The organism is Chloroflexota bacterium, assembly GCA_040902225.1.
Classification (GTDB): domain Bacteria; phylum Chloroflexota; class Limnocylindria; order QHBO01; family QHBO01; genus CF-167.
On record JBBDXT010000004.1, the window covers coordinates 474,989 to 489,692 of the forward strand.

General features: G+C 69.9%; 13 protein-coding genes. 11 read left to right on the forward strand and 2 right to left on the reverse strand.

What is annotated here, in order from left to right:
- The first annotated feature begins 3 nt into the window (after positions 1–3).
- Positions 4–1,260, forward strand: a complete 1,257-nt coding sequence (locus WEB29_04650; GenBank protein MEX2136238.1) for a DUF58 domain-containing protein — start codon at positions 4–6, stop codon at positions 1,258–1,260.
- Positions 1,253–3,553: a transglutaminaseTgpA domain-containing protein gene (locus tag WEB29_04655; GenBank protein MEX2136239.1), complete on the forward strand. Its 2,301-nt coding sequence runs from the start codon at positions 1,253–1,255 to the stop codon at positions 3,551–3,553. Before WEB29_04650 ends, WEB29_04655 begins: the two co-directional genes overlap by 8 nt.
- A gap of 2 nt (positions 3,554–3,555) precedes the next feature.
- Here WEB29_04655 and WEB29_04660 read toward each other — a convergent pair whose 3' ends face one another.
- Positions 3,556–4,716 carry an alanine--glyoxylate aminotransferase family protein gene (locus WEB29_04660; protein ID MEX2136240.1) on the reverse strand — a complete coding sequence of 387 codons (1,161 nt, stop codon included), beginning with the start codon at positions 4,714–4,716 and terminating at the stop codon, positions 3,556–3,558.
- Between the two features lie 58 nt (positions 4,717–4,774).
- On the opposite strand from WEB29_04660, the gene WEB29_04665 reads away from it, so the two are divergent.
- Both WEB29_04665 and WEB29_04670 read left to right on the forward strand, forming a co-directional pair.
- Positions 4,775–6,097 carry a replication-associated recombination protein A gene (locus tag WEB29_04665; protein ID MEX2136241.1) on the forward strand — a complete coding sequence of 441 codons (1,323 nt, stop codon included), beginning with the start codon at positions 4,775–4,777 and terminating at the stop codon, positions 6,095–6,097.
- Between the two features lie 22 nt (positions 6,098–6,119).
- Complete coding sequence (locus WEB29_04670; GenBank protein MEX2136242.1) at positions 6,120–6,788, forward strand: VOC family protein; 669 nt, start codon at positions 6,120–6,122, stop codon at positions 6,786–6,788.
- 10 nt (positions 6,789–6,798) lie between these two features.
- Here WEB29_04670 and WEB29_04675 read toward each other — a convergent pair whose 3' ends face one another.
- Positions 6,799–7,164: a hypothetical protein gene (locus WEB29_04675; protein MEX2136243.1), complete on the reverse strand. Its 366-nt coding sequence runs from the start codon at positions 7,162–7,164 to the stop codon at positions 6,799–6,801.
- A 59-nt stretch (positions 7,165–7,223) separates the two neighbouring features.
- Between WEB29_04675 and WEB29_04680 the strand changes: the two genes are divergently transcribed.
- The 7 genes from WEB29_04680 to murI are packed head-to-tail and all read left to right on the forward strand — an operon-like array spanning position 7,224 to position 14,697.
- Positions 7,224–7,745 carry a DUF4446 family protein gene (locus tag WEB29_04680; protein MEX2136244.1) on the forward strand — a complete coding sequence of 174 codons (522 nt, stop codon included), beginning with the start codon at positions 7,224–7,226 and terminating at the stop codon, positions 7,743–7,745.
- 13 nt (positions 7,746–7,758) lie between these two features.
- On the forward strand, positions 7,759–8,391 hold the full coding sequence (locus WEB29_04685) for a hypothetical protein (GenBank protein ID MEX2136245.1): 633 nt from the start codon (positions 7,759–7,761) through the stop codon (positions 8,389–8,391).
- A gap of 48 nt (positions 8,392–8,439) precedes the next feature.
- Positions 8,440–11,463 (forward strand): ATP-dependent DNA helicase, encoded by a 3,024-nt coding sequence (locus tag WEB29_04690; protein ID MEX2136246.1) that lies wholly within the window; start codon positions 8,440–8,442, stop codon positions 11,461–11,463.
- Entirely contained in the window at positions 11,460–11,867 is a 408-nt protein-coding gene (locus WEB29_04695; GenBank protein MEX2136247.1) for a hypothetical protein, read from the forward strand. The genes WEB29_04690 and WEB29_04695 overlap by 4 nt, the downstream gene beginning before the upstream one ends.
- Positions 11,868–11,880: 13 nt before the next feature.
- Entirely contained in the window at positions 11,881–12,726 is an 846-nt protein-coding gene (locus tag WEB29_04700; protein ID MEX2136248.1) for a methyltransferase, read from the forward strand.
- Positions 12,719–13,864, forward strand: coding sequence for a response regulator (locus WEB29_04705; GenBank protein ID MEX2136249.1), 1,146 nt, complete (start codon positions 12,719–12,721; stop codon positions 13,862–13,864). The genes WEB29_04700 and WEB29_04705 overlap by 8 nt, the downstream gene beginning before the upstream one ends.
- An 8-nt stretch (positions 13,865–13,872) precedes the next feature.
- Positions 13,873–14,697 carry a glutamate racemase gene (gene murI / locus WEB29_04710; protein MEX2136250.1) on the forward strand — a complete coding sequence of 275 codons (825 nt, stop codon included), beginning with the start codon at positions 13,873–13,875 and terminating at the stop codon, positions 14,695–14,697.
- Positions 14,698–14,704 lie beyond the last annotated feature (7 nt).

Below are 14,704 nucleotides of genomic sequence, written 5' to 3' on the forward strand. Positions count from 1 at the left end.
GTCATGGGCCTGTCACGGCAGCTCCGGGTCGTCTTCTTCGGCACCGCACTGGTCGTTGCCGCCTTCAGCACCGGGATCAACTTCCTCTTCTTCCTGGTCTACCTGCTGGCGACGCTCCTGCTCGCCTCGCGCTGGTACGCGCGCCGTGGCCTGCGAGGGCTGCGCGCCGGCTATCACGTGCTCAACCCGCGGAGCCAGGTGGGCGACACGCTCGAGGCGGTCTATCGGGTCGATAACGACAGCCGCTGGACCAAGCCGTGGGTCGAGGTCGCCAACGAGTCGACCCTTCCCGCGCCGCTGCCGGGCCGCGTGGTCGGCGTGAAGGCCGGCGGGAGCCGCCAGTGGCTGGCGAAGGTCTTCCTCCTGCGCCGAGGCAGCTACCGGCTCGGCGCCCTGCGGGTGCGGACCGGTGATCCGTTCGGGCTCTTCTCGAGCGAGATGGTGGTCGGGCGGCCGACCTGGATCGTGGTCTTCCCACAGGTCCATCCACTGCCGCACTGGCGCCTGCCCCCCTCGCCGGTGGATGGGAGCACGCCGTCGCGTCGCCGCTACGAGGCGGCGACACCATTGGTCAGCACGGTGCGTCCATACGTGTATGGCGACGCGATCAATCGGATCCACTGGCTCAGCTCCGTGCGCCATGGCGAGCTGATCGTGAAGGAGTTCGACCTCGAGCAGGCGGCCGACCTGTGGCTCCTGCTCGACCTGCAGCGCGCAGCGCACGCCGGATCGACGGAGTCCGCGTCGGTCGAGACCGCGGTCAGCGCCGCCGCCTCGATCGCGGTCCACACCCTGGGCGAGAACCGGGCGGTGGGGATCACCGTCAGCTCGCGGCGACAGCAGCACCTGACCCCGGATCGCGGCACGCGAGTAGAGCAGAAGATCCTGAACCTGCTTGCCAACGTCCAGGCCGATGGGTCGCAGCCGCTCGCCGAAGTGGTGGTCTCCACGCTTCCGCAGCTGCGGCGCGGCATGACCCTGTGCATCGTCACCGGCTCAACGGATCGCGAGTGGGTGCGCGCGCTCGCTTCCCTGCGGAGGCGAGGGATCGGCACCATCGTCGTCCTGCTCGATCGCTTCAGCTTCGCAGGACGGGACGACGACGACGGTCGCGCCGAGCTGGCAGCCGTACGACACGCCCTGGCCGAGTACGACATCGCGCACCACCTGCTCCGGGCGGGAGACGACCTCTCCAGCGTTCTCGGGCGGAGAGCGATCGGCGCGCGGGCACCGGCCATGCGGGAGCGGACTCGTGCCTGAGCTGCTGCGTCGCTTCCTGCAGCCGCGCGAGGGCTGGAGCAGCCTGGCCCTCCTGCTGGTCATGCTGCTCACGCTCGTGTGGTCCCTGCAGCGGGCGGCGTGGGTCAATCACATGGACTACCTCCTCCCCGTCGCGGTCGTCGCGGCGCTGGTCGGAGCGCTGCTCGGGCTGACCCGTCTGAGCGTGCTGTTCACCCTGCCGATCGGAGCCGTCCTGGGAGCCGGATTCGTGCTCTGGACCATCGGTGGCGAGTACTTGCCGGAGCGGGACCAGGCGGGACGGCTGATCATCCTGCGAGGGGACGCGCTGGATTGGACCCGCATCGTCGTCGACGGCGGGTTCGCGCCACAGCTATCCCCCTACGCGCTGGGCCTGGGGGTCCTGATGTGGGTCACCGCCTTCATCGCCTCCTACGCGCTGTACCGGCACCATCGGGTCCTCGACAGCATCCTGCTGGTTGGCGTGGCACTCATCGCGAACATGTCGGCCACCTTCACGGACCTCTTCCTGTATCTCGTTCTCTTCTCGCTCGCGGCGCTCCTGCTCTGGCTGCGCATCGCACTGGTCAACCGCGAGGAGAATTGGCGCCTTCGCCGGGTGAAGGAGAACCTGGATGTCCCGGGACAGATCATGCGGAGCGGCATCACGTTCATCGCCGGCAGCGTCGCCCTGGCCTGGATCCTGACGACGGTCGCGGTGGCGGCGCCGCTGACCAGCGTGTGGAGCAATCTCGACGGTGTGTGGTCGGACATTCGCAACCAGTTCGAAGGGGCATTCGGCGGCCTGGCCGGCACCGACTCGCGGATCCAGGGAACGTCGTTTGGCTCCTCGTTCCGCGTTCACGGCAGCTGGGTCAGCTCAGACGGTCCGGTCATGACGGTGGGCTCGCAGCGCCCGTACTACATGCGCACCGTCACCTACGACCTCTACACCGGCCATGGCTGGTCGAGCAGCGAGGGCCCGAATCGGCGGGTGGCCGCCGGTGATCGCATCTTCCCGGGCGAGACCCCCGAGCGTCCGCTGGCGCCCACCGCCTTCGAACTCGAGACGGTGACGGTCGGGGTGCAACGCAATGTCGGGCGCAACGTCTTCGCGCCCGGCTACCCCACCGTCGCATTCGCCCCGCTCATCGTGCATGAGCCCCGCGGCCTGCCGCTGCTTGGCGCGCTGCAGTCCGGCGTGCTCCTCGAGGAAGGGAAGGGTTACCAGATCACGGCGGCGATCTCGACCGCCACCGAGGCGCATCTGGCCGGCGCCGGCACGGCCTACCCACCCGCGATCGTGACGACCTATACCGGCACCGCCGGCGTCACCCAGCGGACCGCCGACGAGGCGCGCCGCGTGGTGATCGCCGCCGGCGCCACCGACCCGTACCACCAGGCCAGGGCACTTGCCGACTACCTGCGCACGGATCCGCGGTTCACGTACCGGACGGTCGCCGCCCTGCCGTCGGATCCGAACCGTGACATCGTCGACTTCTTCCTCTTCGACCCGGCTGGGCAGATCGGCTACTGCGAATACTTCGCCACCACCATGGCGGTCATGGCGCGGACGCTCGGACTGCCGGCCCGCGTGGCCGTCGGCTATGCGCCGGGAGAGCGGCTCGAGGCGGGGATCTACCAGGTCCGCGAACGCAATGCCCACGCCTGGGCGGAGGTCTTCTTCCCGGGCTATGGCTGGCAGATCTTCGAAGCGACCAAGTCGATCGCGCCCGTGGCCCGCCTCGCGGGCTCCGGGACCGTGCCACCGCTCATCCTGCCCAACGGCCAGATCGACCCCGGAAACCGGGTCCCCGAGGAGCAGGACCCGGGCACGATCTCCGCCCTCCCCTCATTCGAGCCCGTCGAAGGGGGGTTCACGCGGGGGGGCCAGCGCCCCAGCGACGAGGAACGCATCAACAACGCATGGTTGTTCCTGGTCCTGCTGATGCTGCTCCTGGCGGTCGCTGCATGGCGGATGGTGCGAGGCCGGCATCGGTTCCGCTTCCTTGCCCCGGGGGACCGGCAGTGGCAGCGGCTCGCCTACGCAGCTGACCGCGCCGGGGTCGCGCAGCGACCGTCGGAGACCGTCTATGAGTACGCCGGCTGGCTGGAGGAGCAGATCCCCAAGCGCCGCATCGAGATCCATGACATCGCCGACGGCAAGGTCTGGCAGAGCTACTCAGGGCACTCCATCTCGTCCGAGGTGATCGCCCGCCTTGAGCGTGCCTGGAGCCGTCTGCAGCTGCCGCTCCTGTGGCTCGCGCTGCGCAAGCGCATCCGTTCGCTGCTGCGCGACGGCACGAGCAGCTAGCCTCAGCCGACGGGAGCCGGCTGTTTCACCTCGTAGACCTCTCGCATGGCACGCACCGCGGCGGGTGGATTGGTCTGCCGGCCGTGCTCGGCGAGCGTCTCGCCCATGACGCGAACCGCCTCACTCATCTCGTCGATGCCGACACCGCCCATGTGTCCGAATCGCAGGATGCGCCCGGCCCATGCCCCCTGGCCGCCCGCCACGATCAGCCCCTTGGCCCGCATCGCCGCGTTGAACGGACCCCAGTCGAGGCCGTCCGGCAGCCAGGCGGCGGTGACGGTGTTCGACCGATCCCCGGGGGCGGCCACCAGCTGCAGGCCAAGCGCCTCGAGGCCCGCCTGGACGGCCGCTGCGATCGCCGCATGCCTGGCCCAGGTCTGCTCGCGCCCTTCCGCGAGCAGACGTCGAACACCCACGCGCAGCCCGAACAGGACGCTGACCGCGGGGGTCCACGGGGTCTGACCCTTCTCGGCCCATTTGCGCGCCTCGGCCAGGTCCCAGTAGGCGCGTGGCATGCGGGCGGACTCGTTGGCGCTCCACGCCCGCTCACCGAGCGCGGCGATGGCGATCCCCGGTGACCCCATCCATGCCTTCTGGCTGGCGCTCACCACCAGGTCGATCCCCCAGGCGTCCATCTCGAACGGCATCGCGCCCAGCCCGCTGATGCCGTCGACCAGGAGCAGCGGATCGCCCGGGCCGTTGCGGACGACATCGGCCAGCTCGCGGAGCGGGTTCGTCACGCCGGTCGAGGTCTCGTTGTGGGTGAGCAGGATGGCGCGATAGGCGGGATTCGCCGCGAGGTGCTGCGCGAGGGTTTGCGGGTTGGCCGCGTCGCCCCACGGGACCTCGAACCGCTCGACCTGGGCTCCGAAGGCAGAGGCGATCTTGGCAAATCGGTCGCCGAATGAGCCGATGGTGACGGCGAGCACCCGGTCACCCGGCGAGAGGGTGTTGACGACGGCTGCCTCCAGCGCCCCGGAGCCGGAACCGGTCAGCAGCAGCACCTCCCCGCGCGTGCCGATCAGTTCGGCCAGGCCCGTCGTGAGCTCGCGCTGCAGCTCGGCGAACTCGGTGCCGCGGTGATCGATCATCGGCGCCGCCTGGGCTTCGCGAACTTCTTGAAGGAGCGGGGTCGGCCCGGGGACGCGCAGGTTCTGGTCCATGGCGGGCATCATAATCGGCCGATGGATCGGACCGATGCCGCGTAAGCCTCCGGCCTCCGTGACGGAGCCGCTGTTCGTCGAAGGCGCGGGGGCTGACGCGCCACTTGCCGCCCGCATGCGGCCGCGCACGCTCGACGAGTTCGTCGGGCAGGAGTCGCTGGTCGGGCCGGAGGGCGCCTTGTCGAAGGTGGTGCAACCTGGCTACGCGCCGAGCATGGTGCTGTGGGGGCCGCCCGGCTCAGGCAAGACGACGCTGGCGCGGCTGCTGGCGGACCGCTCGGGAGGCACCTGGCGCCAGATCTCGGCGGTGACCAGCGGCGTAGCCGATATCCGGCAGCTGGTCGCCGACGCCAGGGCGCTTCGGCAGGCCGGCGGGCGCACCATCGTCTTCATCGACGAGCTGCATCGGTTCAACAAGAGCCAGCAGGACGCCCTGCTGCCGCACGTCGAGGACGGCACCATCGTCCTGATCGGCGCGACCACCGAGAACCCGTACTACGAGATCAACTCGCCGCTGCTGTCGCGGCTGCGCGTCTACCGCCTCGTGCCCCTGGGTCCCGACGAGGTGCGCGAGATCGTGGTGCGGGCCATCGCCGATGAGCGGGGACTGGGCGGCCGGGTGACGCTCGGCGAGGAGGCGATGACCGCGCTGCTTGAGCTCGCGAGCGGCGACGCGCGCCAGGCGCTGAATATCGTCGAGGCGGCGGCGGCGGTGGTTGACGACGGGGAGTCACTCAGCCGTGAGGCGGTGGCCGAGGCGGCGCAGCAGCGGCTGCTGGCCTACGACCGGGTCGGCGACCAGCACTACGAGGCGGCATCGGCCTTCATCAAGTCCATGCGCGGCAATGATCCGGACGCGGCGCTCTATTGGTGCGCGAGCATGGTCGCGGCGGGGGAGGATCCCACCTTCATCGCGCGGCGGATCGTGATCGCCGCCAGCGAGGACGTCGGCAACGCCGACCCACGCGCGCTCCAGATCGCGGTGGCGGCGATGCAGGCGGTCGAGCTGATCGGCCTGCCCGAGGCGCAGTACGCGCTGGCCCAGGCTGCTGCCTACGTTGCATCGGCGCCGAAGTCGAACCGAGCAGGAGCTGCCTACTTCGCGGCGCTGGCCGAGGTCGAGGAGAGGGGCAGGCTGCCGGTGCCGCTCCCGCTGCGGCCATCGGCGCACCGGCGGTTGGCGAACGAGCACGGCTACGGCAAGGGCTACCTCTATCCGCACGACTTCGAGGACGCCGATGTGGACCAGCAGTACCTGCCCGACGCGCTGGCCGGTCGGGTCTTCTACGAGCCGAGCGACCAGGGGATGGAGATCCAGATCGGGGAGCGCCTGCAACGGCTGCGGCGACAGCGCCTGGAGCGCCGCAAGGCAGGGCAATGAGCAGGGAGATGAGGTTCATGGCATGACCGACCGGATGTCGCCGCGCGACTTTCACGAGGCCGATGGCGTCGCGGACTGGCGCGTCATCGGCGACGGCGCCTGCGTCTACTTCCGCACGGGTTCTTTCGCAGAGAGCGCTAGGCTCGTTCAGGCGATTGGCGAGGTGAAAGGAGTGGGCGAGCACCCGCCCGCCGTGGACGTGCGGGAGGGCGGCGTGACCATCTGCCTGATCACCGTCGCGAACGACTACATGGGAATGACCCAGAGCGACCTTGAGCTCGCCCGGCAGATCTCGGCGGTGGCGCGAGGCCTTGGCTTCTCCGCCGACCCTGCCGCGGTCCAGTCCCTGCTCGTGATCCCGGGTGCGCCCGTCATTGCCGACGTGATGCCGTTCTGGCGGGCGATTCTCGGCTATGAGCCCCGCGCCGACAGCCCCGACGAGGACCTGGTCGATCCGCTGGGTCGCGGCCCCGCATTCTGGTTCGAGTCCATGGACGAGCCGCGTCCGGGAGGTGGTGGCGCCATCCATCTGGCGATCTGGGTGCCGCACGACCAGGCCGAGGCTCGCATCGCGGCCGCCCTCGCGGCCGGCGGCCGGATGGTTCGCGACGAGTTCGCGCCGTCGTGGTGGACGCTGGCCGATGCGGCGGGCAATGAGGCCGACATCGCCACCACGATGGGCCGCGACTAGCTCGGCGAGACTAGCTCGGGCCGATCCCCAGCAGGCTGAAGGCGACGACCGCGGCTCCCAACAGGATGACCATCGCTACCACCAGGACGGCGATGTTGCGGAGGTCGCGGCGGACGTAGTGGTATTCATCGGCGGCACGCTCCGACAGGCGCGAGGAACCCGAGACGGCGAAGCGTGGGTCGGCCCGGCCAGGGCGCGCTGACGGAGCCGCCGGCGTCGCGGTTGACTCGATGCGACGCTCCGCGGCGGCCTCAATAGCCTCGGAAACGGCGCCGGCGGCCAGTGGTGCGGATGCGGGCGGACGCTGCAGCATCCTGCGCTGCGCCTTCCGCTGACGGTCGCGGCGATTGGCCGCCTTGCCGCCTCGTCGAGCCATCGATCCTCCGTTCTCGGGTGCGCGGTCGAGCCGAATCGGGGCGGTATGATACAGCGCCTGTGCCCGACCTGAACCGCACCCTCCTCGACAACCTGGCGCTCATCCTCGGCGTCATGGGGGTCCTCCTCATCGGCCTCATGGTCGTGGCGATCGTCCATTCCAGGCGCATCCGGCAGGCCAGCACTTCTTACCGGTCGCTCGTCAGCGACAGCCAGGGCGGGTCGCTCCAGCAGCTGCTCGACAGCCATCTCGGCAAGGTCATCGAGGTGGGGACCAAGATGGAGGAGCTGTCGGATCTGTACCAGGCCCTCGAGGTGCGATCGCGCGGCAGCTTGCAGCATGTCGGGATCGTCCGCTTCAACCCCTTCAAGGACACCGGCTCTGACCAGAGCTTCGCGATCGCCCTGCTCGACGACCGTCGCGACGGGATCGTCCTGAGCAGCCTGCACGGGCGCGGGCAGACGCGGGTCTTTGCCAAGCCGGTCGAGAGCGGCGAGTCGACGCACCAGCTTTCAGACGAGGAGGCGCAGGCGATACGGATCGCGGTCGAGGGCGGGCGCCCGGCTCCCAGCGCCGGCTGAGACCATCACCGCCGTGGGCAACGGACCGATCGATCCCGGCCAGCGACGGCTGGCGGAGCGCCGCCTGCTCACCGCGCTGCGCAGGCACCAGCGAACGTCGCCGCTGCGTCGTGATCTTCGCGTCGATGCGCTCGTCGGCGAAGTGCGTGCCGCTGAGCCCAGTCGCGTGACCACCCACCGCGGCAGGCAGCCTCTGACGCTCAGCGACCGAGAGCTGCGTTCGGTCGTTGATACCATGGTCGCCGCCGGGGCGCTGATGCGAACCGGCCACCGGCTGCAGCTGCCAGAGGCGGGTCCATCCCTCGATCCAATCATGCGAGAACGCGTGGATCAGCTGCTGGCCGCCCTCGCAGCGCGCGGCGCGACGCCCCCGTCCGCCGACGCTCTCGCCGTCCGGCTTGGCATCCCTCCAGCGCTGGTCGATCAGCTGCGTGGCGCCGGTGAGCTGGTCCCGGTGGCGCCCAGAATTGATTACCCCCGCGAGGCGTGGCTGGAGATCTCGCATCGGCTCGACCGGCTCGCGGCCGATGACGCCCTCTCCGTTCGGCAGGTCAGAGACGAGCTCGGGACGGCCCGACGCCACGCCGAGGCGATCCTACGACACTGGAACCGATCGCGTACGCGCGACACACGAGGTGTCGAATAAGCGAGCGATAACGGTCCGGTGAATGGCACACCGGCTACCATCGGGGAGATGCCAGTGGTGGTGCCGTCCCCGAACCAGATCCCGATCTTCGAGGAGCTGGTCGCCCCACCGCGCGCTGCTCGGCCGCACCTGCGCATCCAGCCGCCCCTGCTCGCGGACCTGACCCCCCGCCAGCGCAAGGCGGTGACGCACGGGGAGGGGCCGCTCCTGATCGTGGCCGGGGCGGGGACCGGCAAGACCACGGTCATCACGCGCCGGATTGCGTGGCTGATCGCAGAGAAGCTGGCCAAGCCCTCCGAGATCCTGGCGCTCACCTTCACCGATCGGGCCGCCCTAGAGATGACGGAGCGCGTCGATCGTCTCGTGCCCTACGGATTCACCGATACGGTCATCAGCACGTTCCACGCCTGGGGCGATCGGCTCCTCCGCGACCACGCCATGGAGGCCGGCCTCTCCGATCGTTCGACCGTCCTCTCACGGGCCGAGCAGGTGATCTTCCTGCGGGAGCACCTCTTCGAGCTGCCCCTGGACCGATACCGCCCGTTGGGCGACCCGACGCGCTTCCTGCACGCACTGGTGACCCTCATCAGCCGCGCCAGGGACGAGGACGTCGCTCCTTCGGAATACCGCGCCCTTGCCGAGCGCCTGGTCGCCGACGCGGCGGCGACCCCGGACGATGCCGCGCTGGCCGAGACGGCGGGCCAGCAGGCCGAGCTGGTGGCGTGCTACGCCGCCTACGAGGAGCTGATGCGGCGTACCGACCGGATCGACTTCGGGGACCAGGTGGGCCTGGCGCTTCGCCTGCTGCGGGAGCATCCGGCCATCCTCGAGGCGGAGCGGCAGCGCTATCGGTACATCCTGGTCGACGAGTTCCAGGACACGAATCATGCCCAGTTCGAGCTGGTCAAGCTGCTGGCCGGTTCGCCGACCGCCAACCTGACGGTGGTGGGCGACGACGACCAGAGCATCTATCGCTTCCGCGGCGCCGCCCTCTCCAACATCCTGGGCTTCCGAGCGGCCTTCCCCTCCGCGCCCAGCGTCGTGCTGACCGATAACTTCCGGAGCCGTCAGCCGATCCTGGACGCGGCCTACCGCCTCATCCGGCACAACGACCCGGACCGGCTCGAGGCACGCGAAGGGCTCGACAAGCGGCTGGTGGCGCGGGCCCATGGGCGTCGCAAGGTGGGAGCGGAGTCGAGCATCGAGCTGCTCTCGTTCGACACTGGATCCGACGAGGCCGATGCCGTCGCCGAGCGGATCGCCGCGTCGCTGCGGGCCGGTCGGCGCGCAGGCGATTACGCCATCCTGGTCCGCACCAATCGCGACGCGGACCCGATCCTGCGATCGCTGAACATGGCGCGGGTGCCATGGCGCTTCGCTGGCACAGCCGGCCTCTACCGCCAGCCGGAGGTCCGCCTGCTGGTCAGCTTCCTGCGGGCGGTGAACGATCCCGGGGACTCGGTCAGCTGCTACGACCTGGCCACCTCGGAGACGTTCGGGCTCGATCCGCGCGACGTGACCCTCGCCCTGAATGCGGCCTCGCGACGCCGCACCAGCCTCGAGACCGCGCTCCGCTCGGCCGCCGCGGATCCCGGGCAGGCCCCGTTCGGCAAGCGACCGCTCGAGGTCGTGGCGCGGCTCCTTGCCAGCCTTGACCAGCACCGCGGCATGAGCGCCGAGCGCACCACCGGCGAGCTGCTCTATCACTTCATCACCTCTTCGGGCTGGCTCGGCCGCCTCGCCGCCGAGGCGCGTCAGAGCGGCGACGAGCGGCTCGCCAACGTCGCGCGCTTCTTCGAGATCGTGCGGCGCCAATCGTCGCTGCTGCGCGATGATCGCCTCCCCTTCCTGGTCGCCCAGCTGGACACGCTGATCGAGGCGGGGGACGACCCTTCCACCGCCGACGTGGCCGCCGACGAGGGGGATGCCGTCCACGTCCTGACCTACCACCGGGCCAAGGGACTCGAATTCCCGACCGTGATCATGCTGGGCCTGGTTGACGACCGCTTCCCAACCAGATCCCGGGGCGATCTGCTGCCGTTTCCCGCCGACCTGGTGCGCGAGACGGTGCCGGAGGGCGACCACCATCTGGCCGAGGAGCGACGCCTCTTCTACGTCGGGATGACTCGCGCCAGGGAGGAGCTGGTGCTCACCTGGGCGCGCGACTACGGCGGACGCAGCGCGCGCCGGATGAGCCAGTTCGTGCTCGAGGCGCTCGACCTTCCCCCGGCCACGCCGGTCGAATCGCTGCGATCGTCCGTCGCCGAGCGGCTGGCGCGCAACCAGCACCCGGTCCGGCAGCCTACGGCAGCCACACGGCCCAGCCTGGGCGACAAGCCACTGACCCTGAGCTACGGGCAGGTCAGCGACTACCTCGAGTGCCCAGCCAAGTACCGGTTCGGCCACCTCATTCGGATTCCGACCCCGGTCTCGCACCAGATGGTCTATGGACGGGCGCTGCACGCCGCCGTGCAGGCATTCCACCGCCGACAGATGGCCCATCGGCCAATGGCGCTGGCGGAGCTCCACGCCGAGCTGGACGCCGCCTGGGAATCCACCGGCTTCCTGACCCGCGATCACGAGGAGGCACGCCGGACGGCGGCGCGGGACACCCTCGAGCGTTTCTGGAACGCGCAGCAGGCCGATCCCGCCACCCCGTCGGCCATCGAACTCGAATTCGCGGTGCCGTTCGGGCGCGACCGGGTGCGTGGCCGCTACGATCGGGTGGATACCGATGCCAGCGGGCGAGTCACCATCGTCGACTACAAGTCTAGCGACGTGCGGGATGCGGCAACGGCGTCGCGGCGCGCGCGCGAGTCCCTCCAGCTGGCGATCTACGGGTCCGCCTGGGAGGCGCAGCATGGCCATCCCCCCGACGACCTGGTGCTCCACTTCCTGGAGTCGGGGATCGAGGGACACAGCACGCCAAGCCCCAAGCGCCTGGCGGGCGCAGCCGAGCAGGTCGCCACCGCCGCCGAGGGGATCCGCGCCGGCAGCTTCAATGCGAACCCGTCACCCACCCGCTGCGGGTACTGTCCTTTCCGTGAGATCTGCCCCGACGCGATCCGATGACCTCCCGATCCCGCATCGCGGTTGCCGCGCTGATGCTGCTCGCCGTGCTCGGTGCGGTGGTGCTGGTGGCCTTTGCGGGGAATGCCTGTGCCGGAGACGTGCCGGGTCGGCCGTGTCCCGATGCGGGGGCCAATCGAATCGTGGTGGTTACGCTCGCGGCCGCCTCCGCGGGTGTGGCGGTGGTGCCGTTCGCCTTTCTCGCCGAGTTCGCGGTGCGGCGCCGGATCATCTATCGCGGAGCCTGGGGGCGGGCCACGCGGCGGGGGCTGCTGGCGGCAGCCGCCATCGCTGCGGTCGCCGGCCTGCGCCTCGGTGGCGCTTTGTCGGTTCCGGTCGCGCTCTTCGTGATCAGCCTGGCGGTGGCCGTGGAGTGGGTCGCGCTTCGTCGTTTCGACCTCCCCTAGGCCCGGTCGCGGCGTGAGCGCCGACATCTTCGGCTCGCAGCCGTCGGACGAGGACCGGCTGGCCGAGCTATACGACCTCGAGCACGACGACCTGGTCGAGGATCTCCCCTTCTACCGCGAGCTGGCCCGACGGACCGCCGGCCCGGTCCTCGATCTCGGCTGCGGATCCGGGCGCCTCTTCACGACCCTGCTCGACGGGAGAGCACCGCGCATCCTGGGGATCGATGGATCCGCTGCACTCGTGCGACGGGCCGAGGCGCGCATCGCCGGTGACCCGCGACTCGCCGACGCCGCCCGCGACGGCCGGCTGTCGGTCATGCGGGGCGATGTGCGGGTCATCTCGACCCTCAACATTCGCGAGCGGTTCGACCTGGCGGTGGCGGTCGGTGTGCTGCCGCACCTCGACGGCCCGGAGGACGCGCTGCGCCTGTTGGGCGGCGTCAGATCGGTCCTGGCCAGGGGCGGGCGCCTCGTCATCGACGACCTCGGGCCGGCGGAGATGCCCCTCCGCGACATGCCTCTGTCGATCGACTGGCGGCGCGAGATTGATGGCCGCGAGGTGGTTCGGCGCAGTGAATTGGTGCGGCGTGAATCGCCGGAAGGGCTGCGGGTCGCCTTCTCCACGATCGCGGATGCAGTACAACCCGATGGTACGATAGCGCGGCTTCCTGCAAGTCATCAGCTCTGGTATCCATCTCCTGAGGCGCTTTCCGCGCTCGTCAAGCAGGCGGGGATGGTGGTCGAGTTGAGCTACGGCTCGCACGACCTCGAGCCACTTGGCGACGAGAGCGCGCGCCGGATCTATGTCGTCGCGTACGAACCCGCGGCGGCCCCGACGCGAGAGGTGAAGGTTGGCTGAGCAGATCAGGCTGCTGGTGATCGAGGACGTTCCGCAGGTGGCGATGCACATGCGGTCGCTGCTGCAGGCCCAGTCGCAGATCAAGATGCTGGACGTGATCACCTCCGGAGAGCAGGCCATGTCGGCCGTGAGCGAGCTTCGTCCGGACGTGCTGATCGTCGACGCCCTGTTGCAGGGCCGCGTCTCGGGGATGCAGGTTGCCGAACAGGTCCGCCGCACGGAGCCGAGCGTGTCGGTGATCGTGCTGACCGTGCCGCAGAACCCGGTCACCGAGGACCCCGCCGCCGGGATCGACGCGGTGCTCAGGATGCCGTTCTCGGGCTTCGACCTCACCACATTGGTCCGCAAGGTGCATGAGCAGAGCAACGTCTCCGGAGGCCACAACGCCTCGACCATGATCTCGCTCTTCTCGCCCAAGGGCGGCGTCGGGCGGACGACCCTGGCCTTCAACCTGGCCGTGGCGCTGGGTGCCGACCATCGGGTCTGCCTGATCGACGGCTCCCTGCAGTTCAGTGACCTGCGCGGACTGCTGCGCGCGCCGGCGAGCGCGCCCTCGATCATGAACCTGCCAACCGACCGCATCCGAGACACTGATCTGGCCGAGGTGCTGTGGAAGGATCCCTCCGGGATCGAGGTGCTGCTCGCGCCGCCACGCATTGAGATGGCCGAGATGGTCACGACTCGCGATATCGAGAAGGCGCTCTCGATCATCCGGCAGGTCTACGAAGTGATCGTGGTCGACACGCGCGCGTCCCTCTCGGATGACGTGCTCGCCTTCCTCGATGCATCCGACCTGATCCTGGAGGTGCTGGCCTACGACAGCATGGCGATTCGCGCCCTGGCGATGGCCGACGAGGCCTTTGCCGCCATCGGATACGCGGCGCACAAGCTCGAGACGGTCCTGAACCGATCGGACTCGACCGGCGGCTTCAGCAAGGCTGACGTCGAGGAAGCGCTCAATCGGAAGATCGACCACGAGGTCGTCTCGGACGGGAAGCTCGTGATCGCCGCCAATAACGAGGGTGTTCCCTTCGTGCTGGCCAACCCCGATGCGCAGGTCTCACAGGGGGTCCGGGCGATGGCCGCCTCCCTTGCGGCACGGCTGCCGGGGAGCGTCCCCGTCCTCGCACGCCGCTGACCGTCGCGGTGGGGCTCCGGGCAGACCCCCGGCCGATCGGGGTCTTCGACTCTGGCGTCGGCGGCCTGACCGTTCTCGCAGAGCTTCGCCGGCGCCTGCCCGCCGAATCGACGATCTACCTGGGCGACAACGCTCGCGCCCCATATGGGCCGCGCAGCGCCGACGAGGTGCGCGCCTTCACGCTCGAGTCGGTCGCGTGGCTGCTGGCGCAGGACGTGAAGCTGCTGGTCCTTGCCTGCAACACGGCGACCGCCCAGGCGCTGCCGGTGGTCCGCGCGATGGCGGCCGTGCCGGTGCTCGGCGTGGTGCGGCCGGGTGCTCTTGCGGCCGCTGCCTCCACCCGGGTCGGGCACGTGGGGGTGATCGCAACTCTCGGAACGGTCGCGTCGGGCGCCTACGTCGCCGCGATTGGCCAGGCGGATCCTGCCCTGATCGTGACGCAGCAGGCCTGCCCCGAGCTGGTCCCGATGGTGGAGGCGGGCCAACTCAGCGGCCCGGTCGCCGAGGCGACGGTCAGCGGCTACCTTGGCGAGCTGTTCGGCGCGGACCCACGGATCGATACCCTGCTGCTCGGTTGCACGCACTATCCGCTGCTGCGACCGCTGATCGAGGAGGTGGCAGGGCCGCAGGTGGCGGTCGTCGATTCGGCATTCACCACGGCGCTCGCCACGGAAGACCTGATCGACGCGCTCGGCGCACGGAGCGGACAGCCAGCCCCGGGTGCCAACCGGATCGTGACCACTGGCAAGGTCGCGAGCTTCACCGCCGTTGCGGGAATGGTCTTCGGCGAGGCGCTTCCCTCGGTTGAGCAGGCGGTGGTGGCAGCCGTCTAGACTCCCC

Bases quoted from the DNA above. Each gene is read 5' to 3' on its own strand.
- WEB29_04690 (MEX2136246.1), top strand. From the start codon at position 8,440: ATGCCAGTGGTGGTGCCGTCCCCGAACCAGATCCCGATCTTCGAGGAG.
- WEB29_04675 (MEX2136243.1), bottom strand. From the start codon at position 7,164: ATGGCTCGACGAGGCGGCAAGGCGGCCAATCGCCGCGACCGTCAGCGG.
- WEB29_04650 (MEX2136238.1), top strand. From the start codon at position 4: ATGGGCCTGTCACGGCAGCTCCGGGTCGTCTTCTTCGGCACCGCACTG.
- WEB29_04695 (MEX2136247.1), top strand. From the start codon at position 11,460: ATGACCTCCCGATCCCGCATCGCGGTTGCCGCGCTGATGCTGCTCGCC.
- WEB29_04670 (MEX2136242.1), top strand. From the start codon at position 6,120: ATGACCGACCGGATGTCGCCGCGCGACTTTCACGAGGCCGATGGCGTC.
- WEB29_04660 (MEX2136240.1), bottom strand. From the start codon at position 4,716: ATGGACCAGAACCTGCGCGTCCCCGGGCCGACCCCGCTCCTTCAAGAA.